The sequence below is a fragment of the Pseudoalteromonas sp. SG45-2 genome (genome assembly GCF_014164115.1).
Classification (GTDB): domain Bacteria; phylum Pseudomonadota; class Gammaproteobacteria; order Enterobacterales; family Alteromonadaceae; genus Pseudoalteromonas; species Pseudoalteromonas distincta.
This window is the reverse complement of record NZ_JACJEO010000018.1, coordinates 1-22,268: the sequence shown is the minus strand read 5'-3', so window position 1 is coordinate 22,268 and position 22,268 is coordinate 1. Positions and strand designations below refer to the sequence as shown.

Below are 22,268 nucleotides of genomic sequence, written 5' to 3'. Positions count from 1 at the left end.
TTTAATAAATTTATTACCTTTTCCTAAACTTTTGTTTAGTTCGTTCTAAACATTGCTTTATAAGCGCTAAACCAGCGTTAAAGCCTTTATTTCTCTTAAATTCAATAACATTGTTTACTAATGTGAGTGGCTATTAACCACTAAGGCTTATTTACATAGGCACTCTATGGTGGTTATAATGCCGCCGTTATTTAGTTTAGCGTTGTGTTTTTTGCAACTTAGTTATGTGTTAAGGACTATTATGGAAAGTTGGTATTTAGTCGTATGCAAACCTAAGCAAGAAGAGAGAGCCAAAACTAACTTGCAAAATCAAGGGATTGAAGCGTTTTACCCCAAATTAACTACCGAAAGGTTGGTTAAAGGTCGGCGTACCGTCAAACAAACTGCTTTATTCCCTAATTATTTATTTGTATGCCTTGAGTCAAAAAACGGTAATTTTTCTGCTGTAAAAAATACACGTGGAATTGGTGGCTTTGTATCCTATGGGGCACAGTATCAATTAGTTTCTACACATATAATTAATCAGCTAAAAAGTGAGCGTTCACACACCACTGAGTCACTAATACCAAAAGCAGGTGATGTAGTAAGTGTGAATAACGATTCATTTAGTAATATACAAGCAATATACAAAGAGCCAGACGGCGACCTGCGCAGTATTTTACTAATTAACTTACTCAATCAAAAAATTGAAGTAAGTGTAGATAATAAAGATATTAAGCAATAATAACTAAAAGCGTAACACCGTAAAAAATAGCTATATATCAGTACATAGGAACTGTAACCTAAGGGCGGAAGCGTGCCTAAAACACCATGGTTAAGTTTACTTGTAGACGCACAGCTTGCTGGCGTGACGAGCAAAGCTCGTAACAAGGGTTATTCACAAAGAGGTTAAAAGGCCACTGCGCTTTAGAGAAGTAAACAGTCATAAAGCACTTGTTTAAATGGCTCCTCATTTACTCCTCATTCGCTTCTCTTTGTGCAATCATATTTTAAGTGATTTATTCAAAAAGAAGTTAAGAGCGCGCTGCGCTTTAGAGAAGTAAACAGCCATAAAGTACTTATTTAAATGTCTTCTCATTTACTCCTCATTCGCTTCTCTTTGTGCAATCATATTTTAAGTGATTTATTCACAAAGAGGTTAAGAGGGCGCTGCGCTTTAGAGAAGTAAACAGCCACAAGTACTTATTTAAATGGCTTCTCATTTACTCCTCATTTGCTTCTCTTTGTGCAATTATCAATAAATGTATTTCAAAAAGAAGTTATGAGCACGCTGCGCTTTTAACGTTGAAGCCCCGTGGCAAAGTTTAACACCGTGGTTACGGTCACTCGTAGACGAGTAGCTTGCTGGCGTGACGAGCAAAGCTCGTAATAAGGGTTATTCACAAAAGGGTTAAGAGCATGCTGAGCTTTAGAGAAGTAAACAGCCTAAAGCACTTGTTTAAATGGCTTCTCATTCACTTCTCTTTGTGCAATTGATGATGAATGCGTTAAGTGTTTAACTAAAACGGCTTTCAATTAAATTTTTTCATAAATAACTTGTGAAAACACTGATATAATTTTAGTGCTAATTAAAAACTTAGTTACAAAGCTTTTACAAAGCAAAGGCTATTGCTTCACAATAGTGCGCATGCTTTAATTAGTCGGCTAAAATACAAGTGCTCACCAAGGTTGGTGAGTAAGTGCAATATTAAAATAATTTTGGGATTCTACAATGGCGTTAAGCTGTAAATCACTCGCATCAATACTCGCAATACTAAGCATGACCGGCTGTACAATAGTACCAGGCAGCCACTTTGAAGGTATAGACTCAGGCGAGCAAACACAAAACCTTGAACAAGATCTCGAAAAAGTAAACATTCAAATAATCGACTCTCTACTAATAAATAAACAAAATCAAGCGCGTATAGCAGCTAAACCAATTTCAAGCACTGCTGGTTTAAACGTAAGTAACTACGAATACAAACTAGGTGTTGGCGACGTACTAACAATAGGCGTATGGGATCACCCAGAGCTAACAATACCGGCAGCAGTACAACGTACCGCAGAGTTTGACGGCTTTAGAGTACAGCGAGACGGCACCATTACTTACGCTTACGCACCAAATATACCCGCTGCTGGTAAAACAATAAGCCAAGTACGTAATGAGCTTGTTAAACGCCTAAGCCGAGTAATAGAAGACCCACAAGTAGATGTAAAAGTAGTTGGCTTTAGAAGCCAAAAAACCTACGTTACCGGCGAAGTAAACAAGCCTGGTGTATACCCAGTAACCGAAATACCACTTACCTTAATTGATGCCTTAAACCAAGCCGGCGGTTTAACAGATGCAGCCGATTGGCGCACAGTAACATTTACCCGTGGCGACAAAACAGAAGTTATAAAACTTGATGACTTTTATGCCCATGGTGACATTTCGCAAAATCGTTTATTGCAACATGGCGACATAGTGCATGTAAATCGTAACGATGCACAAAAAATATTTGTATTAGGCGATGTTAAAAAAGCAGGTTCAGTAACGCTTAACCGTTATGGTTTAAACTTGGCCGAAGCGCTAAGCGACTCGGGCGGCTTAAACGAAGCAACAGCAGACGCTAACGGCGTATTTGTACTACGTAAAAGTGACGTAGAGCAAACCGGTGTTATTGCAAACGTATACCAATTACACGCTAAAAATATAGCGGCAATGGTATTAGCTGAGCAGTTTGAGCTACAACCGCGCGATATTGTATATGTAACATCGGCACCGCTTGCCCGTTGGAACCGTGTAATTAGCTTACTATTACCGTCTATTGCTACTGTAGATAGTGTTGACGATATAACTGCAAACTAAGGAGTTTTAAAAATGTTTGATTCAGTTTTAGTCGTGTGTGCAGGCAACATTTGTCGTAGCCCAACAGGTGAGTATGTTTTAAAGCAAAAGCTTGAAGGCAAAAATATTAAAGTATCGTCTGCTGGTTTAACTGCACTTGAAGGAAAACCAGCAGATGCAAAAGCAAAGCAAATAGCACTCGCACATGGCGTTAATATGGATGCCCACCAAGGGCAACAGCTTACATCAAGCTTAGTAGCGCAAAACAGCGTAATACTCGTAATGGAAGAACGCCATTTAAACGATGTACATGCTCGCTACCCAGAGGCGCGCGGTAAAACGTTTTTACTCGGTAAGTGGATTAATAACGCCGAAATACCCGATCCTTACCGCCAAAGCCAAGAGGCTTTTGAACACGTATATACATTAATCGACAGCGCGTGTAGCGCTTGGCAAAAGTATTTATAAGGAATGGCTAATTTAATGAATACCCAGCCGAATAACAGCGCTAGTAGCGCGAATAGTAAAAGCACTAATAATACGCAACCAACGCAAGAAATTGATTTAATGGCGCTAATAGGCGCACTGCTCGATCGTAAATATTTTATAGTAGCCATAACTGCGCTGTTTATGTTTGTAGGTGTTATTTATGCAGTATTAAGTACCCCTGTTTACCAAGCAACAGCCATGATACAAGTTGAAGACGGCGGCGCATCAGTCCCAGGCTTTGACGATATGGCAGGCATGTTCGAAAGTACATCGGCCGCAGTAACCGAAATAGAATTACTGAAGTCGCGCAGTATAATAGGTGAGGCAGTAGACACTTTAAAGCTTGATATAATAGCAGAGCCTAAGTTATTCCCGTTTGTAGGTAGCCGGGCCTACCGTACTTTTACCCCAATAGAAGATGGCGATTTAGCAGAGCCAAGTTTTGGCGCTAAAAGCTACGCATGGGGCGGTGAGAGCATAAATGTATTTAGGTTTGATGTACCACGCTTTGCAATTAATAAAGAATTTACATTGGTAGCACAAGCTAATAATAGCCTTATGCTTTTAAATGCAGATGGCGAGCAAATATTATCAGGTAAAGTAGGCGAAGAGCTCACTAACGGTAAATTTAACCTAACAATACGTACTTTAAACGCACGCCCTGGTACAGAGTTTACAATTACCCGTAAAGATCGCCTTAATACTATTTTAGATCTTCAAACTGCAATTGGTGCAAGCGAAAAAGGTAAAGACTCAGGCATAATTAACTTAAGCTTACAAAGTATTAAACCAAGCTACGCTGAAAAAGTACTTGATAAAGTAGCCGCTATTTACGTACGCCGTAATGTTGAGCGCAATAGTGCTGAGGCGCAAAAGTCGCTGGAGTTTTTAGAAGTACAATTACCTGAAATTAAAAAACAGCTTGAATACGCAGAGCAACGCTTTAACGACTACCAAATAAAACGCCAATCAATAAATATAACGCTAGAAACGCAAGGCGTGCTTGAGCAAGTTGTAAAGCTTGAAACCAAGTTACAAGAGCTAAATTTAAAACGTTTAGATATTGGCCGAAAGTTTAAAAAAGATCATCCAGCATACCAAGGTATACTTGAGCAAATAGAAGCGGTTGAAAACCAAAAACAAGAGCTTGTTGGTGAGGTAGGTAACCTACCAGAAACTCAACAAGAGCTACTACGCTTAAAGCGCGATGTTGAGGTAAGTAACCAAATTTACACACTATTGCTTAGTAAAACGCAAGAGCTAGATATAGTACGCGCAGGCACCGTAGGTAATGTACGTATTATTGACTACGCCGAGGTAAATACCAGCAAGCCAGTTAAACCTAAAAAAGCATTAATTGTAGTAATGGCTACTATGCTGGGTGGTATGTTAGCTGTGGCAATTGTGCTTATACAAAAAGCAATGCACAAAGGGGTTGAAGACCCAAGCGAAATTGAAGCGCTAGGCATACCTGTATACGCGAGTGTACCGCACTCAGATTATCAAGATAAACTAAGTGGCTTTGCCGAGCGAGCCCTTAAAAATAAAACAAGTAAGCCTAAAAGTATATTAGCGCTCGATAACCCAGCCGACTTAGCAATTGAGGCACTACGTAGCTTACGTACTAGTTTGCACTTTGCGATGATGGAAGCTAAAAACAACATTATTGCTATATCGGGCCCAAGCCCAAGTGTGGGTAAGTCATTTATATCGGTTAACTTAGCATCAGTACTTGCGCAAAGCGGTAAAAAGGTACTTATTATTGATGCCGATATGCGCAAAGGCTACTTACAAACACAGTTTGGTTTAAAGTGGGACGATGGATTAAGTGATTATCTATCGGGCCGTTTAAACCTAGAGCAAGTTACTAAATCAACCAAAGTAGAAGGATTAAGCGTTATTACGCGTGGTCAAATACCGCCCAATCCTTCTGAGCTATTAATGCATAGCAACTTTAGCAAATTAGTTGAAGAGGTAAGCGCTGCTTACGACATTATAATTATCGACACCCCTCCAATACTTGCAGTGACTGACCCTGCAATAGTAAGTGCACATACGGGCACCACATTACTTGTGGCACGTTTTGGGCAAAACCACTTACGCGAAATCGACCTAACCCGCAATCGCTTTGAACAAAACGGCATAGACGTTAAAGGCGTAGTATTTAACGGTGTTGTTAAAAAAGCGAGTAATGCTTATGGGTATTACGGTTATTACAATTATGAATATAAATCGGATAAATAAAGGAAATTCATGAAAATTCTCGATTGCACATTAAGAGATGGTGGCTATTACAATAATTGGGATTTTGAGTCTGAAGTTGTAGAGGCATATTTAAATGCAGTCAGTGGCGCAAATATAGACTACGTTGAACTTGGTTTGCGCAATTTTCCTAAAGAAGGTTTTTTAGGTGCGTATGCTTATACAACCGAGTCGCATATTAACTCCTTAGACCTGCCACAAGGGCCTGTTTATGGTGTGATGGTTGACGCTAAAACTATTTTAGAATCAGGTCTTAGCATTGAAAATGCAGTCAGTAAATTATTTGTGCCAGCTAGTGAGAGTAAAATTGGTCTTGTACGTATTGCAGCCCACTTCCATGAAGTTGAAGAGTCAGGTTTAATAGTTAAGCAGCTAAAAAAATTAGGCTACTTAGTAGGCTATAATCTAATGCAAGCAGGCGGTAAGGCTGATGATGTAATTGCTGAAAAAGCACGCCAAGCAAAAGAGTGGGGAGTGTTAGACTCGTTATACTTTGCTGATTCATTAGGTAATATGGACGGAGACGAAGTAACGCGTATAGTTAATGCATTGCGTACGCAGTGGGATGGTCCGTTAGGTATACACACTCATAACAATATGGGTAAAGGCCTTGATAATACGCTTACTGCTAAAGCATTAGGAGTTACATGGCTTGATACTACCATAACAGGTATGGGCCGAGGTGCAGGTAATACACCAACAGAAAGCTTATTAGCTGTTCTTGATAAAGAAACCTCTGTATATAAATCAAAGCCTGTTTACGAATTAGTAATACGCCATTTTGAGCCAATGCAAAAAAAATATGGTTGGGGTAGTAATTTACTGTACTTCTTAGGGGCTCAAAACAACGTACACCCTACCTACATTCAAAACTTATTATCTAATACTCATTACGGTACAGATGAAATTGTAGGTGCGATTGATTACTTGAGTAAATTAGAAAGTACGACTTCATATAATGGTGCGGTGTTAAATACTGCGTTATCGTTTAATGCAAGTAATGCTGAAATTTCAGGTACTGAATCTGTAAGTGGGATATTTAATAATAAAAATGTACTTATTATTGCCAATGGGCCAAGCACAAAAAAATATTTAAATGCGATAAAACTTTATATTAAAAATTATAAACCAGTGGTTATATCAATTAATATCAGCGAAGTTATTCCAGCTGATTTAATTGATTATTATGTGATTTCCCATAACTCTAAATTTTTAGCTGATGCACACCGTTATAAAGTATTAAATAAACCAGTAATACTACCAATACACCGTTTTACTGAAAATGAGCTTACGCTCATTAATAACCTTGAGTTGCTTGATTATGGTTTAGAAGTTAAAAATGGAGAGTTATCAGCTAATAAAATACATGCGATAGTTCCTTCAGATATAACAGCAGCTTACGTGCTAGCTATATTGATGGAGTCAAAGCCACGGTCGATTAAATCCATTGGTTTTGACGGTTATGATAAAAATGATTCTCGTCAGCAAGAAATGATTAAAATTTTAGATTTATATACTAAGCATGAATCAAGTTTAGATATTACCTCTTTAACACCAACAACATATCCGCTAACTAAAGGGTCTGTGTATGCACCAGATCTCTAAATTCAATATATATATATTTGATTGTGATGGAGTGATTTTAGACTCTAATCAACTAAAAATAGATGCAATGCAGCGTGCGCTAGAATCTACTATTAGTGATTTAGATAAAGTTAAGGCATGTGTTGATTATTTTCGTAATAATTTTGGGCGTTCTCGTTTTCATCATGTAGATGTATTTATTGAGCAGTTTTTAGAGCTTGATAAAGTAACTGAGAATGAAGCTAAAGAAAATATTCTTAAAGAGTATTCAGCCCAGTGTAAATCCCTTTATTTACAATCAGATATAACACCTGGGTTTATCGAATTTATTAATCAATTAAGTGGAAAAAAATATATTGCAAGTGGTTCTGAGCAGCAAGAGTTACGAGATGTATTTAAAGCGAGAGGGTTGAATGTATATTTTGATGAAATTTACGGCTCTCCAACCAAAAAGTCTGATTTAGTAGCGGGTATACTTAAATCAAATAATAGCCTAAATGCAGCTATGTTTGGTGATGCTATATCTGATTTAGAGGCCTCACAAGTTAATAATATCGAATTTATTGCTTATATTCCTTTTTCTAATGTGCCTATTGAACTAGCTAAAAGAAGTCAGATGGCTAATTTCAAAGTAATAAAAACATGGTCAGAGCTCTCAGAGGATAAAATATGAAGTATGCTGTTGTTATTCCGGCTCGGTACCAGTCAAGCCGTTTTCCAGGGAAGCCATTAATCGATTTAAATGGTAAATCTATGATACAGCATGTCTGGGAGCGATGCTGTTTAGCTGTAGGTCAAGAGCTTGTTTACATTGCTACAGATAGCGAAATAATTGAAGAGGTATGTACTGGTTTTGGCGGTCAAGTGATCATGACATCGTCAAGCTGCATGACGGGTACAGATCGATTAGCTGAGGCTAATAAAAAATTAAATGCTGACTTCATCATTAACGTCCAAGGGGATGAGCCTCTAATTGAGCCAGATGATATTTGTAAAGTTATAGAGGCTTATAAAAAAGAGCCAAATACTATAGTCAATGCTATGTGTAAAATTGAAAGCGAAGAAGAGTTTCGCTCATTTACAGTTCCTAAGGTTGTAGTTAGTAAATCGAATAAACTACTATACATGAGTCGCTCTGCGATTCCTCTTAGCAAAGCTAATCAGTTTCATTTTGCATATAAACAAGTATGTATTTATGCGTTTTCAAAACGTCACCTTGAGTTTTTTGCTGCACACAGTGCTAAAACTGAAATAGAACAGATAGAAGATATTGAAATATTAAGATTTTTAGAGAGTGATATTGCGGTGCAAATGATTGAGGTAGAAGCATCTTCAATTGCAATTGATGTTCCAGAGGATGTTGAAAAAGTTCTTAGTCGATTGAGGCATAATGGATAAGAATGCTCGGTTAAAATTATCACTCGCAAGCTCTTTTATTAGTAAAGTATTAACTTTAAGCTTGCAAGTGTTAGCTATGCCTATAGTTGTCGAGCAGTTAGGGCAAAGTGGATTTGTTTTGTATGCTATGTTGCTCAGCATTAACTCATGGCTTTTATTATCTACAGCTGGTTTATCACCGGCTGTTATGGTGAAATTGTCTGGCATAAACTCAATAGCTAGAAAGCGCTCTTGGATAGCCAGTGGCTACTTTTTGTTTTTTTTAATAGGTGCTGTCGTTGCTATAATAAGTGTTTTTTTTAGCGCCGCTTTTGATTTAGGTGCGTTACTTGGGTACGTAAATAGTAGTTTTAGTAATGATATACAATTAGCATTTATAATAATTTCAGCGGGTTTTTTCTTACAGTGCTTAAGTATCGTTTCAGATGCAATTATACTATCAGAACAAAAACAATATGTTACTAACTTATCTGTTTCTTGTTCTGCTATATTTTCAATAGGTTATTTGTATATATTTAGTGCGCAATTAACCTCTCCTAGTGACTTTGTACTTGTAGTATTTATTCCCAGTATTGCAGTTAGGTTTATTTTGGGGAGTATATTTTTAATTAAGAATAAATTGTTGGTTATTAATCAATATAAAATAATTAAGATGAAAATTTTAGTGAAAAATGGTTTGCGCTTTTTTAAAGCTGGGAGTTTAACTAATTTTTTATTGCACGTGCTTCCTGTAGTCATCATTGGTAAAGCATACTCAGAAAGTTTTTCTTCTCAATATGTGAGTATTAACAGTTTCATTGTGTTAGCAAGCAGCTTGGTATCAATGCTTTGCTTACCTTTAATTCCAGCGCTAAGAAGCTCTATTGTAAAAAAAGATACGAAATGGTTGAACGTTGCTATTTCTAGATTGCGAAAATATTGTTTGCTTATTATTTTTATAGCCGCGGCTATTGGATGGACTTTTGCAAATTATATACTTACAAAGTTATTTAATGAAAATATAGAATACAACTACTATTTTGTTGGAGTTGCTTCTATTTACTTCGCTACACTTGTATGGAGTAATTATAGTTACTGTATATTATCTGCTTTTGGAAAAGTAGAGTATCTGTCACATGTTTTTTTAGTGAAATCTCTCTGTTCAATATCAGCTATTTTTATATTTACTTTTTTAAATATAGAGGTAAACCCATTCTTAATTTTCATTTTGTTTTTTAGCCTTTTTGAATTTATACAGGTTAAACGCTTCATAAAGATAACACTCCATGAAAAAAATATTAATTATAACTAGTACTCCACCAAACCATAAAGGTGTTGGTGATATATTCCTAGAAAATGCAATTAAAGATATTTCATCTGAAAATATCATGCGCGTTTCTGTTATCAAAAATAGTGAAGAGCAATACCCGCAGACTTGGTGTGGTATGAAGTCTCATGTAATAAGGGTAGATAAAACTCATCTACCATTTTTATCATCATATAAATTGATTAAATTTAACAACAAATATTCTACCAGTGTAGCAAATGAAATAGTCGATATAATAAAAGAAAACAATATCGAAAAAGTTTGGATAACACTTTCGAGTCCAGAGTTGATATTAATAGCAAAAGAACTTTTTAAACAAGCCCAGATAGACCTATACAGTACTATTTGGGATATTCCTGAGTATTTATTAAAAAACAATAATATTAATTACTTTCTATCTAAATATATACAAAAAAAGTTTAATGAAGTACTACTTGAAAGTAAGAAAGTATCAGTAATTGATGAAGGGATGAAACTCTTTTTACCCAATAATCTCCATTCGAAAATACATATAATCAGAAATGGTATAGATTTCCCTGAGTCTAATATTGAAAAAATTAAAATTAAAAGTAAAAAAAGCATAAAAATAGTATTCGCAGGCTCTATTTACGCTAAAAAAGAATGGAATTGCCTAGTTGAAAGTTTAATTTCAACTGATTTTATTATCAATAATAAATTGGTTGAGCTAATTTGTATCGGGAAGCTTCCTCGTTTCGGTGTGAAAAAAGACTCACGTATCAACTTTCTTGGTTATTTACCTAACCATGAAGTTTTAAATATTTTGTCTGGATGTGACATTGGGTATGTTCCGTATTGGTTTGACAAGTCAAAGCGCAATGTCGTTCAAACTTCGTTTCCTGGTAAAGTATCGTCTTATGTCGCATCAGATTTGAAAGTTTTATTCCATGGGCCTATGACATCGACTGTCATTAATTTTATAAATGAATTTAAAGTTGGAAGTTATTGTACTTCTATTGATAGACATGAAGTGTTAAGAACGCTTTCTGATATTGATTCTATTGTAATAGATTCAGAAAGTTATATTTTAGCCAAAAAAGAGCTTAGTAGGGATGAGATGATATCAAATTTTCATCTTTTTATATCTTAGGCTTTAACTTGTCAAAAATGACTTAGGTGTTAATTTGCAAGATTTATTTTTTTTATTGTATTCATTCTCTCTAGCATTACTTGCTTTATTTGTTTTTACTTCTGGTAAAGATTCTCTTATATTTCAAATTATATTAATGTTTTCTTTTATAATTTCAGCAGGTTTTAGAGATATTTCAGTGCCTGATACACCTGAATATATTTACTTATTTGAAAGTTATAATGATTCTTTATTTGATGACCAGCATATAGGGCAAGAGTTTGGTTTTATTTTATTAGGGAAGTTGATAAAGGCTTTTTTTGATAGTTCTATTTTTTATTTTATTACTATTACTTCTATAAATATTTTTCTTATTCGAAGTTCTCTTAAAAACTTGAAGTGCAATATTTCATTAGGGCTAATAGCCTATATTTCATATTATGGTCTTTCTTTTAATTTTATTTTTCTTAGAGTAGGCTTAGCAATATCTCTATTTATTTATTGTTTTAGTTTAATAGTAACTAGCAAAAAATTTAAAGCTATATTTTTTCTTGTTATAGCTCCCCTTTTCCATAAAAGTATTGTTCTTCCCATTGCAGCTATTCCAATTTTAAAGTTGGATATAAAAAGAAATCTAGCGATCTATATATTATTCGTATCTTTTGTTTTATATATAAGTGGTGCAACTGATTTCCTTGTTTTTCAAGTTTTTGAAATTATAAAAAGTATAAGTTTTTTTTCCAAATATTTATATTATGTAGAAAATGCGAAATTTGATACAGGTTATTCAGCTAGGTATTTAATGAATTTAATCACAATGCTCTTAATCTTAAGGTTTACAACTGAGTTTGATGAGATGAAAGAGTTGGTCAAGCTATGCTTGTTAGGGTTATTTCTAACTGCACTATTCTCAGTATTCTTATGGGTTGATAGAATTACAGATGCATTTGTAGTTTTCAACTTTATAATAGTTACAATTTTTGCCTGCGAAAGAGATAAATTTGGAAATTTTAAACCCTTAAATATTGGTGTTTATTTTGTTTTTCTAATTTCTAATTTATTTTTTGTTTCTAGGGTTCTAACTAAATTTATATTTAATCAAATTATATGAAAATACCTATATTACTACTTTTCTTCAATCGAAAAGACTCAATCATACAGTTAATTGAATCATTGCAAGCCATAAAACCTACAAGGATATATTTAGCATGTGATGGTGCAAGAAATTCAGAAGAGTTATTAATTGTTGACGACTTAAGACAATTAGTACTCGATAAAATAAACTGGGACTGTAAGGTTGAGACACGTTTTTTAAATAAAAACTTGGGGTGTAAACTTGCTGTACATAGCGCTGTGCAGTGGTTTTTTAATAATGTCGATCAGGGCATAGTTTTAGAAGACGATTGTATTCCGTCGTCTGCTTTTTTTGATTATGTAGAGTATATGTTAAGTGCTTATCGAGATGACAATCGAGTAGCAACTATAGCAGGAAGAAGAGATGTTTGTGACTTTGGGCTCGGTAACATCGCTTTTTCATCTAAGTTCTTTTGTTGGGGATGGGCTAGTTGGTCAGACCGAGTGTTGAACAATGATATTGAATTTGGATATCAAAAATCCTTCCCTGCTAAGTGTCTAAGTAACCTATCTTATTGTGAAAAACAGCATGTTAAAGGTATTCATAATATGATGATTAATAGGATTGTTAATTCATGGGCTTATTCTTACGATCTTATTTTTAGGGAGAAAAGCCAATTGCATATAATTCCACCTTATAATTATATTCACAACGTAGGAATAGGTGTTGGCACTCATACCAAAACCGGTAGAGTTACCGATATTGAGAGTCGAAATTCTTTTAGTAAAGATAGTATCCGCATAGGCTCTGAACCAAAAAGAGATGCAGCATATATGGATAAGTATTTTAAAAGTAAGTACAGTTTTTTAAAAACCTTACTTTTTCCTTATATCGGTTTTTTAAAAGTAATAATTAAGAAGTTTTAGTTTAATATGAGCAGTAAAAGAAAAGTAAGTTTAAATTCACTCTCTGAGATAGTGGATTTAAAGACAAATACTTCACTAGGTTTTAGTTGTTTACGGGATAATCGTTTTATTAAAAAACTAGGTGAAGATTACTCGTCTTTCAGTTTAAGTAGTTGCTATTCGAATGAGTTGTTCGTCAATTTTTATATAAAAAAGAAAGAATGGGAGACCCTTGTAGAGAAAGAAGACGAATTAATAGAAACCGATATGGCAGGTATGGATGGCCTAATCTGGAATGATATAGCAAGTAAAAACAAGACTAAAAAAATAGCATTCTTAAGTTCTTTTTTTATGCATTTTTCTCTTGTTGTCTCAGCTATTGCTTTAATGGGTTTTTGTGTAATAAAGTCACTATTTTCAAAAAAAATCACTTTACCTTTAACTAAGAATATAGCTTTTGTAAGAAGTCGCGCAACATCAAGCAAAATTAATAAAGTAAAAGATAAATTTGATTTTATTTGTATTTCTGAGGGGGTTACTTTTAGAGATGAATCGATGCTTTCACTATTTAATTGCATTCCTTTTTATTTTTTTGTATTAAAATTTCCATATTTATTATTATCTTCATGTAAAGATTTATTGCTAATTAGGCGAGAATTAAGTTTTTTCTTTAAAGAAAGTAGCGTTGATAAAGTAGTGAAATTCTATACTCAAAGAGTTTTATTGAAATCTATTTATGAATTAATGATTTGCTTTGTAGTAAAAAAGCAAAAGAAGGTCAATGCTGATTTAAAGATTTTTACAGGCAATAAAGAAGACCGTTTTGCAATGGTAGAGCAAAAAATAGCAACTGAAACACATTGTGAATTAATATGTATACCTCATGGCTTAGAATATTCATTTAAGTTCCCTACCGGAATCGCGGGTGATACATTTTATTGTACAAGTTACGCTAGCTATATACTCCTCAATCAAATTTATGACGATAAAAATTTTATATTTGACGCTGACTTAAATGAATCGATTTATTCTAGTGGTGAAAAAGGTATATCAAATAAAGAAAAGAAAATATATTTTTTCACTGAATCGCGAGATATAAACGTCAATAGAAATATTATATCGTTATTAAATAAAAACGGGGTTGAGTTCAAAGTAAAATTACACCCTGCCGATTCGATTACTAATTATAGTGATTTAAATATTGAGGTTGAGAGTGACTATAATACGTCGTTAACGAACTCTGTTTGTATTGCAAGAAAGTCTACCGTTTTATTAGAGGCTTTATACAATAATTCGACTGCAATTGCTTTTCTTATTGATAGTAAAGATGATTATTATGCTACTTATGTTTTTCCATCATTAAGTGATGATCAGATAAAAAGAGCATTCACTATCGAAGAGCTTCTACTTCATTTAAAAAAAGGTAAAAATAACTATGTTTAAAGATAAAGTATTACTTATTACCGGAGGAACAGGCTCCTTCGGTAACGCTGTTTTAAATCGTTTTTTAGGCACTGACATTAAAGAAATTCGTATTTTTTCTCGCGATGAAAAAAAGCAAGATGACATGCGTAAAGCATTTAATAATGAAAAATTAAAATTTTATATTGGTGATGTACGCGATCCACAAAGTATTTCTACTGCAATGCGTGGCGTTGACTATGTGTTTCATGCTGCAGCTTTAAAGCAAGTGCCTTCATGTGAGTTTTACCCGTTAGAGGCCGTTAAAACTAACGTGTTAGGTACTGAAAATGTACTTGAATCGGCTATTTTTCATGGTGTTAGCCGCGTTGTATGTTTAAGTACCGATAAGGCCGTTTACCCAATTAACGCAATGGGTATTTCTAAGGCAATGATGGAAAAAGTGATTGTTGCCAAAAGCCGCAATTTAGAAGGTACAAACACAGTTATTTCGGGTACACGCTACGGTAACGTAATGGCTTCTCGAGGCTCTGTTATTCCTTTGTTTATTCGACAAGTAATCGAAAATACACCCATTACATTAACAGACCCTTCAATGACTCGCTTTATGATGACATTAGATGATGCCGTTGATTTAGTACTACATGCTTTTGAAAATGGCACTAATGGTGATATTTTTGTACAAAAAGCGCCAGCAGCGACTATTGAAGTGTTAACACAAGCAATACTTGAAATGATTGGCAAGCCAGAGCATAAAGTTAATGTTATTGGTACACGCCACGGTGAGAAGTTATTTGAAGCATTGTGCAGCCGTGAAGAAATGTTTGTTGCACAAGATCAAGGCGAATATTACCGAGTTCCTGCAGATAACCGCGATTTAAATTATGCACAATATACAGACGAAGGCGATAAAGATTTGTCTACTATTGAAGACTATAACTCTCATAATACAGAGCGCTTAGATGTTGAAGGGATGAAGCAGCTACTACGTAAACTTGATTTTATGCGTGATATTGAAGCAGGTAAATTAATAGTACCAGAAGGTGTGTAATGAATATTTTAGTAACTGGTGCTAACGGTTTTATTGGTCGAAACTTATGTGTGCATTTAAAAGAAGCAGGGTTTGACGATGTTGAAAAAATCACCCGCGATGATGACGACATAAGTATTGATGAAAAAGTAAAAAATGCTGATTTTATATATCATTTAGCCGGTATAAATAGACCTAAAAATGATGATGAGTTTAAACAAGGCAATACAGATTTAACTCAAAAAATAGTAAATACACTTGTTAACAACAAGCGTAGTACGCCAATTTTACTTACGTCATCAATTCAAGCTGAATTAAATAATCCTTATGGGGTAAGTAAAGCGGGCGCAGAATCAGCTATTACTGCTTACAGAGAAAAAACAGGTAGTGCTGCCTATATTTACAGATTACCGAATGTTTTTGGTAAGTGGTGTAGACCTAATTACAATTCTGCAGTGGCTACCTTTTGTTATAACACAATAAACAACTTACCAATTACTGTACACAATGCTGATGCACCCCTTAGTCTTGTTTATATAGATGATGTTTGCCATGAGTTTGTCAGTTTACTAACCAATACGCCTTCAGAGCCAAAAGAATATAGTCAAGTGGAGCCAGTTTACAAAACTACAGTAGGTAAAGTTGTTAGCTTATTGAGTGACTTTAAACAAAGCCGCACCTCTTTAATAACTAACAAGGTAGGCGTTGGTTTTGAGCGCGCGCTTTATTCTACTTATTTAAGCTATTTTAAGCCTGAGCAATTTACTTACGATGTACCGAGTTACACTGACGAACGTGGCTCATTTAGCGAAATGCTTAAAACAACTGATTCTGGTCAGTTTTCATTTTTTACAGCACACCCAGGGATCACTCGCGGTGGGCATTATCATCATTCGAAAAATGAAAAGTTTTTAGTGTTAAAGGGTGAAGCTCGATTTAAATTTAAACAGATTGCTACTGGTGAAGAGTACGAGGTTAATACCTCAGAAGCTGTTCGTACAATAGTAGAAACAGTACCAGGTTGGACTCACGATATAACGAATGTTGGCTCAGAGGAGTTGATAGTTATGCTTTGGGCAAATGAAATATTTGACAGAGACAAACCAGACACTGTTGCAATGCCTTTATAAAGCTGTTTTTTTAAATTTCAGATTTTAAGTGAGTAAAATGAAAAAGTTAAAAGTAATGTCAGTTGTGGGAACACGACCAGAAATAATTCGTTTATCTCGAGTGCTAGCTAAGCTTGATGAACACTGTGAACATATATTAGTGCATACAGGTCAAAATTATGATTTTGAGCTTAACGAAGTTTTTTTTAACGATTTAGGTGTTAGAAAACCAGATTATTTTTTAAATGCTGCTGGTAAAAATGCAGCTGAAACAATTGGCCAGGTAATCATTAAAGTTGATGAAGTACTTGAAGAGGTTATGCCCGAGGCCATGCTTGTACTAGGCGATACAAATTCGTGTATATCAGCTATACCAGCAAAGCGCCGTAAGGTTCCTATATTTCATATGGAAGCTGGTAATCGTTGTTTTGATCAACGAGTCCCTGAAGAAACTAATCGTAAAATAGTCGATCATACTGCTGATATTAACCTTACTTACAGCACTATTGCGAGAGACTATTTGTTAGCTGAAGGAATACCTGCTGATCGTATCATAAAAACAGGCAGCCCGATGTTTGAAGTGCTGACGCATTATATGCCTCAAATTGATTCATCAAACGTATTAAAAGAGCTGGAGCTACAAAAAGGCCAGTTTTTTGTAGTGAGTGCTCACCGAGAAGAAAACGTTGATTCTCCAAAGCAGCTTATAAACTTGGCAAATACGCTTAATGCAGTTGCTGAGCATTATGATATGCCTGTAATAATTTCGACTCACCCGCGCACAAGAAACAGAATAGAAGCACAAGGAATTGAGTTTCATAAAAATATTAGGTTATTAAAACCGTTAGGTTTTCATGATTATAATAACTTACAAAAAAATGCTAAGGCTGTACTTTCTGATAGTGGAACCATTAATGAAGAGTCTTCGATAATGAATTTTCCTGCATTGAATCTTCGTGAAGCGCATGAGCGACCTGAGGGAATGGAAGAAGCTTCGGTAATGATGGTTGGTTTAGGTGTAGAGCGTGTTATGCAAGGCTTGCAAATACTTGAGTCGCAACCAGCGGGCGAACAACGATTATTACGCCAAGTGTACGATTACAGTATGCCAAATGTAGCTGATAAAGTGGTTAGAATCATTCATTCTTATACTGACTATGTTAATCGCGTGGTTTGGAAAAAATATTAATGAAATTAGCGCTAATAATTGATGATTATTTACCAGATAGCACAAGAGTAGGCGCTAAGATGTTTCATGACTTGGCGCTTGAACTTATATCAATGGGGCATAATGTAACAGTAATTACGCCTGCTGTAGGGCAAGCAAAAAAGGTTACTGAGCAGAGTGTTGAAGGGGTTAGAGTTTGGCGTTTTAGTTCAGGCCCAATCAAAGATGTAGGCAAAGTAACTCGGGCTTTAAATGAAACTTTGCTTTCATTCAAAGCTTGGTCAGCTATTAAGGAAAATGTTAACGAGCACACATTTGATGGAGTCATTTATTATTCGCCTTCTATTTTTTTTGGTGGTTTGGTTAATAAAATTAAAAAGCACTGTAAATGCCCATCATACCTTGTATTGAGGGATTTATTTCCTCAATGGGTAATTGATGCAGGGATGATTAAAAAAGGCTCGTTGATAGAGAAGTATTTTAAGTTTTTTGAACACCGATCGTATAAAGTCGCGAATACAATCGGCTTAATGTCAGAAAAAAATATAGAAGTATTTAAACAAAGTAACCGAGATAAATACCCAATAGAGGTTTTGCGTAATTGGGCTGATGTAAAGCCTGTTATCGCTGAGGATTCAGCTACCTCTTTTCGGTCTCAGTTACAATTACAAAATAAAATTATCTACTTTTATGGCGGTAACATTGGCCATGCGCAAGATATGGCAAATTTAATGCGCTTAGCCAAAAATATGCAGATCTGTACGCAGGCTCACTTTTTATTTATAGGTCAAGGCGATGAGGTGGAACTTATTAACCAACTTGCTGAGCAGTGGAATTTAAAAAACTATACTTATTTACCATCAGTTAATCAGAATGAATTTAAAAAAGTGTTAGCTGAAGTTGATGTAGGGTTATTTTCTTTATCGGCTGAACACACTGCTCATAACTTTCCAGGGAAACTATTAGGGTATATGGTTCAGTCTCTTCCTATTTTAGGTAGTGTAAACAGCGGCAATGACTTAAAAATGTTAGTTAACTCAAATCAGGCTGGGTATATCACTATAAACGGTGATGATGAACAATTATTGAAAGATGCCGTAAGTTTATATGAAAGTGCAAGCTTAAGGAAAAAAGTTGGCAGTAATGCATATGAGCTACTTAAAAATGAATTCTCGGTTACTTCTATAGCTAAAAATTTAGTAAGTAAATTAAAACAAGTAAAATAATAAAGTAGTTAAAGCTTATCCGCTCATTCTATTTGATTTATCTAATTATTCATCAAAAACGTACTTGAATTTATGTCGTAATAGATTTTTGATATAACGATTTTGTACTATCTGTTTAAAGTTAGCTCTATTAATTTTTATTACTATATAGCTCAATGATAAATCTGATTTTATCATTGAGCTTATTTGTATGTTTAGTATAAAGCTAAAATACCTAATACTTAAGGTTTGCTAACTTTGTTTTCGGTAGTGCCCTTGATAGGAAAAAAAATTATAACTTTAGAGAGTGCTTATTGAGATCTCTAAACTACAACTGAACTTTTAAGTTGCATCGAATAATACTTTTAGTGTTGCTTAATATTACTAATAATATGCTTATTTAAAGTAAGCAGTTTAAGTGCTAGTTGTTAGCTAAATACTCAAGTTTTTACTTATAGTGTTAGCAAGAATTGGCATGTTTTAAAAAATATGGATTTTATATGTTTTTAGATCTGCTTTTTACTTTTTTTATCGCTTTTGCTGTGTTGTTTTTTATGCGTAAAGTGGCGCGGCAAGTTGGTTTAGTTGATAAACCTTCTGGCCGTAAAGTACATACAGGTAACATACCTTTAGTTGGAGGAGTTGCTATATGTATTACTATAGTGCAATACATATATTCCCACCCAAGTATGATTCACCATGCTAATTTGTTTATGTGTTGCATTGCTGGTTTGACCATAGTTGGTGCATTGGATGACAGGTATGACTTAAGTGTAAAAATACGCATGCTGGTACAAACTCTTATATCTATAGCGATGATTTATTTTGCTAAAGCAGAGTTGGTTACGCTTGGTGATATATTAGGGTTTGGTGATATTAGCTTAGGCTATGGTTATGTAGGTGGGCTAATTACCGTATTAGCTGTTATAGGCTGTATAAATGCCTTTAATATGGTTGATGGTATTGATGGACTATTAGGTGGCCTTTCAGTAGTTACATTTGGTGCTATTGGTATTTTACTTAATATGGCTAATGAGCAAAGCTTAAGTTATTTATGCTTATTATTGGTTGTATGTATGATCCCTTATATTGTTATGAACCTAGGCCTTATAGGTCGTGAGCGAAAAGTGTTTATGGGCGATGCCGGCAGTATGATGATTGGCTTTACTGTTATTTGGTTATTAATTGGCGCAAGCCAAACCCCAGGAAATCCTATGATACGCCCAGTAACCGCATTGTGGCTTATTGCACTACCATTAATGGATATGGCTGCAATTATGATACGCCGTGTTAAGCAAGGTAAATCTCCGTTTAAGCCCGATCGCGAACATTTACACCATATATGCCAACGATTAGGTTGCTCGCCTACACAAACACTTATTTTAATATGCTCAATTGCATCTGTATTTGCAGTTATAGGTATAATTGGCGAGATTTTTGTAATACCAGAATTTTTAATGTTTTATAGCTTTATAGCTATTTTTGCAGCTTATTTAGTTGTACTAATTAACTACTGTAAAATTATAAACTTTTTTAGACGTAAGTTAGACCTCCCAGAAAAACAATATTCTGCGAGTAAGTAAAACTATTTGGGCGCGAAGTAAATTCGCACCTACAGCTGACATATATCGTAGGTGAGGTTTTATACCTCGCTTTTTATAATGTTAAATTACATAGCCGCGCAGTAAATTAGAGAGTATTGATTGGTGTATATTTCAATATTTTCATTTCTTTCTCATTTTTATTATTCTGTAAAAACCTTTAGTAATATCATTTGATATTACATTTTGGCTAAAGTCTTTTAGCTAGAGCCTAATTTATAACTCTGGTAGAATCATTTTATTAATTATTAACTAATCTTAAAGGATTAATATGAAAATTGCCGTAGTAGGTACAGGCTATGTAGGCCTTTCTAACGCTATGTTGCTAGCACAACACAATGAAGTGGTCGCATTAGATATAGACGAACACAAAATAGCACTTTTAAATAATAAAAAGTCACCAATTGTTGATACCGAAATTAGTGAATTTTTAACACGTAGTGATTTAAATTTTACAGCCACGACTGATAAAGTAGCAGCGTACAAAAACGCTGATTTTGTAATTATTGCTACACCAACCGATTACGATGTAGAAAACAATTATTTTAATACAAGCTCAGTAGAAGCTGTAATTAAAGATGCGATAGCGCATAACCCAAATGCAGTTATGGTTATTAAGTCGACTATACCCGTTGGTTTTACGCAAGGTATTAAAGAGACGTTAGGTGTTAGTAACTTAATATTTTCACCGGAGTTTTTACGTGAAGGTAAAGCACTACACGATAACCTATACCCATCGCGTATTGTTGTTGGTGAGCAAAGTGAGCGTGCAAGTGTATTTGCTAACTTACTTAAGCAAGGCGCTATCAAAGAAGATATTGAAGTACTTTTTACTGACTCAACAGAAGCCGAAGCTATTAAGTTGTTCTCAAACACTTATTTAGCAATGCGTGTAGCTTACTTTAATGAGCTTGATAGCTACGCTGAAGCGCATGGCTTAAACTCTAAGCAAATTATACAGGGCGTTAGCTTAGACCCTCGTATTGGTGATCATTACAATAACCCATCATTTGGATATGGCGGTTACTGCTTACCAAAAGATACTAAGCAATTACGTGCAAATTATGCAAATGTACCAAACAACATTATTGGTGCGATTGTTGATGCTAATACGACACGTAAAGACTTTATTGCGGACTCAATAATTAAGCGTAGCCCTAAAGTGGTTGGTGTATATCGTTTAGTAATGAAAACAGGGTCTGATAACTTCAGAGCTTCTGCTATTCAAGGCATTATGAAGCGCATTAAAGCTAAAGGTATTGAGGTAGTAGTTTACGAACCAGTACTTGAAGAAAGCGAATTTTACCACTCTCGCGTAATTAAAGACTTAAATGAGTTTAAGCAAATATCTGACGTTGTTGTGTCTAACCGTATGGTTGAAGAACTCAGTGATATTGCAGACAAAGTTTATACACGCGATTTATTTGGTAGTGATTGATTAAAATAATAGCTTTTAGGTGAAAGGCTTATTGTTGAAATTAGTGTTTTTTGTGCGTGAGCAAGCTTCACGCCTACGGCTCAGCTGTATAATTGCGGTGTTATTGTTGTAGGCGCCTTGCTTGCTGGCGCGTTTAGGCTTTTTTTGCGCGTGAGCAAGCTTCACGCCTACGACTCAGCCGTATACTTTCGGTGTTATTGTTGTAGGCGCCTTGCTTGCTGGCGCGTTAGCAAATAAACATAGCTTTAAAAGTTAAAGGCATTGAGATAAAAGTACGCACTTGGATAGAAGGGTCTAGGCAGTTATCAAAAATGATATCTGCCTTAATGAAAACTATTGAAACTTGGGATTAGGCTTTTAGTCTTCAACTTTCAACTTTCAAC

General features: G+C 34.9%; 18 protein-coding genes. All 18 read left to right on the top strand.

Annotated elements, in window-relative coordinates:
• Nucleotides 1-241: 241 nt before the first annotated feature.
• The 18 genes from rfaH (at nucleotide 242) to H5116_RS13700 (ending at nucleotide 21,885) form a co-directional block, all read left to right on the top strand.
• On the top strand, nucleotides 242-724 hold the full coding sequence (gene rfaH, locus H5116_RS13785) for a transcription/translation regulatory transformer protein RfaH (RefSeq protein ID WP_182716425.1): 483 nt from the start codon (nucleotides 242-244) through the stop codon (nucleotides 722-724).
• A 987-nt stretch (nucleotides 725-1,711) separates the two neighbouring features.
• The gene (locus H5116_RS13780; protein WP_182716424.1) at nucleotides 1,712-2,827 is read left to right on the top strand and encodes a polysaccharide export protein; all 1,116 of its coding nucleotides are present in this window, start codon (nucleotides 1,712-1,714) and stop codon (nucleotides 2,825-2,827) included.
• A 12-nt stretch (nucleotides 2,828-2,839) separates the two neighbouring features.
• Nucleotides 2,840-3,274, top strand: coding sequence for a low molecular weight protein-tyrosine-phosphatase (locus H5116_RS13775; RefSeq protein ID WP_007582278.1), 435 nt, complete (start codon nucleotides 2,840-2,842; stop codon nucleotides 3,272-3,274).
• 15 nt (nucleotides 3,275-3,289) lie between these two features.
• The gene (locus H5116_RS13770) at nucleotides 3,290-5,539 is read left to right on the top strand and encodes a polysaccharide biosynthesis tyrosine autokinase (protein WP_182716423.1); all 2,250 of its coding nucleotides are present in this window, start codon (nucleotides 3,290-3,292) and stop codon (nucleotides 5,537-5,539) included.
• Between the two features lie 9 nt (nucleotides 5,540-5,548).
• On the top strand, nucleotides 5,549-7,162 hold the full coding sequence (locus tag H5116_RS13765) for an aldolase catalytic domain-containing protein (protein WP_182716422.1): 1,614 nt from the start codon (nucleotides 5,549-5,551) through the stop codon (nucleotides 7,160-7,162).
• Entirely contained in the window at nucleotides 7,146-7,814 is a 669-nt protein-coding gene (locus H5116_RS13760; RefSeq protein WP_182716421.1) for an HAD family hydrolase, read from the top strand. The genes H5116_RS13765 and H5116_RS13760 overlap by 17 nt, the downstream gene beginning before the upstream one ends.
• Nucleotides 7,811-8,539, top strand: a complete 729-nt coding sequence (kdsB, locus tag H5116_RS13755; RefSeq protein ID WP_182716420.1) for a 3-deoxy-manno-octulosonate cytidylyltransferase — start codon at nucleotides 7,811-7,813, stop codon at nucleotides 8,537-8,539. Before H5116_RS13760 ends, kdsB begins: the two co-directional genes overlap by 4 nt.
• On the top strand, nucleotides 8,532-9,830 hold the full coding sequence (locus H5116_RS13750; RefSeq protein ID WP_182716419.1) for a lipopolysaccharide biosynthesis protein: 1,299 nt from the start codon (nucleotides 8,532-8,534) through the stop codon (nucleotides 9,828-9,830). The genes kdsB and H5116_RS13750 overlap by 8 nt, the downstream gene beginning before the upstream one ends.
• Complete coding sequence (locus H5116_RS13745) at nucleotides 9,805-10,953, top strand: hypothetical protein (RefSeq protein ID WP_182716418.1); 1,149 nt, start codon at nucleotides 9,805-9,807, stop codon at nucleotides 10,951-10,953. The genes H5116_RS13750 and H5116_RS13745 overlap by 26 nt, the downstream gene beginning before the upstream one ends.
• 34 nt (nucleotides 10,954-10,987) lie before the next feature.
• The gene (locus H5116_RS13740; RefSeq protein WP_182716417.1) at nucleotides 10,988-12,043 is read left to right on the top strand and encodes an EpsG family protein; all 1,056 of its coding nucleotides are present in this window, start codon (nucleotides 10,988-10,990) and stop codon (nucleotides 12,041-12,043) included.
• A complete protein-coding gene (locus H5116_RS13735; protein WP_182716416.1) occupies nucleotides 12,040-12,933 on the top strand; it encodes a hypothetical protein in 894 nt (297 codons plus the stop codon). Before H5116_RS13740 ends, H5116_RS13735 begins: the two co-directional genes overlap by 4 nt.
• A gap of 6 nt (nucleotides 12,934-12,939) precedes the next feature.
• On the top strand, nucleotides 12,940-14,355 hold the full coding sequence (locus tag H5116_RS13730; RefSeq protein WP_182716415.1) for a hypothetical protein: 1,416 nt from the start codon (nucleotides 12,940-12,942) through the stop codon (nucleotides 14,353-14,355).
• On the top strand, nucleotides 14,348-15,385 hold the full coding sequence (locus H5116_RS13725) for a polysaccharide biosynthesis protein (RefSeq protein ID WP_182716414.1): 1,038 nt from the start codon (nucleotides 14,348-14,350) through the stop codon (nucleotides 15,383-15,385). The genes H5116_RS13730 and H5116_RS13725 overlap by 8 nt, the downstream gene beginning before the upstream one ends.
• A complete protein-coding gene (gene wbjC / locus H5116_RS13720; RefSeq protein ID WP_182716413.1) occupies nucleotides 15,385-16,494 on the top strand; it encodes a UDP-2-acetamido-2,6-beta-L-arabino-hexul-4-ose reductase in 1,110 nt (369 codons plus the stop codon). Before H5116_RS13725 ends, wbjC begins: the two co-directional genes overlap by 1 nt.
• 37 nt (nucleotides 16,495-16,531) lie before the next feature.
• Nucleotides 16,532-17,662 carry a non-hydrolyzing UDP-N-acetylglucosamine 2-epimerase gene (gene wecB / locus H5116_RS13715; RefSeq protein WP_182716412.1) on the top strand — a complete coding sequence of 377 codons (1,131 nt, stop codon included), beginning with the start codon at nucleotides 16,532-16,534 and terminating at the stop codon, nucleotides 17,660-17,662.
• Entirely contained in the window at nucleotides 17,662-18,867 is a 1,206-nt protein-coding gene (locus tag H5116_RS13710; RefSeq protein WP_182716411.1) for a glycosyltransferase family 4 protein, read from the top strand. The genes wecB and H5116_RS13710 overlap by 1 nt, the downstream gene beginning before the upstream one ends.
• A 479-nt stretch (nucleotides 18,868-19,346) precedes the next feature.
• On the top strand, nucleotides 19,347-20,429 hold the full coding sequence (wecA, locus tag H5116_RS13705; RefSeq protein ID WP_182716410.1) for a UDP-N-acetylglucosamine--undecaprenyl-phosphate N-acetylglucosaminephosphotransferase: 1,083 nt from the start codon (nucleotides 19,347-19,349) through the stop codon (nucleotides 20,427-20,429).
• A 289-nt stretch (nucleotides 20,430-20,718) separates the two neighbouring features.
• Nucleotides 20,719-21,885: a nucleotide sugar dehydrogenase gene (locus tag H5116_RS13700; RefSeq protein ID WP_182716409.1), complete on the top strand. Its 1,167-nt coding sequence runs from the start codon at nucleotides 20,719-20,721 to the stop codon at nucleotides 21,883-21,885.
• Nucleotides 21,886-22,268: the final 383 nt, after the last annotated feature.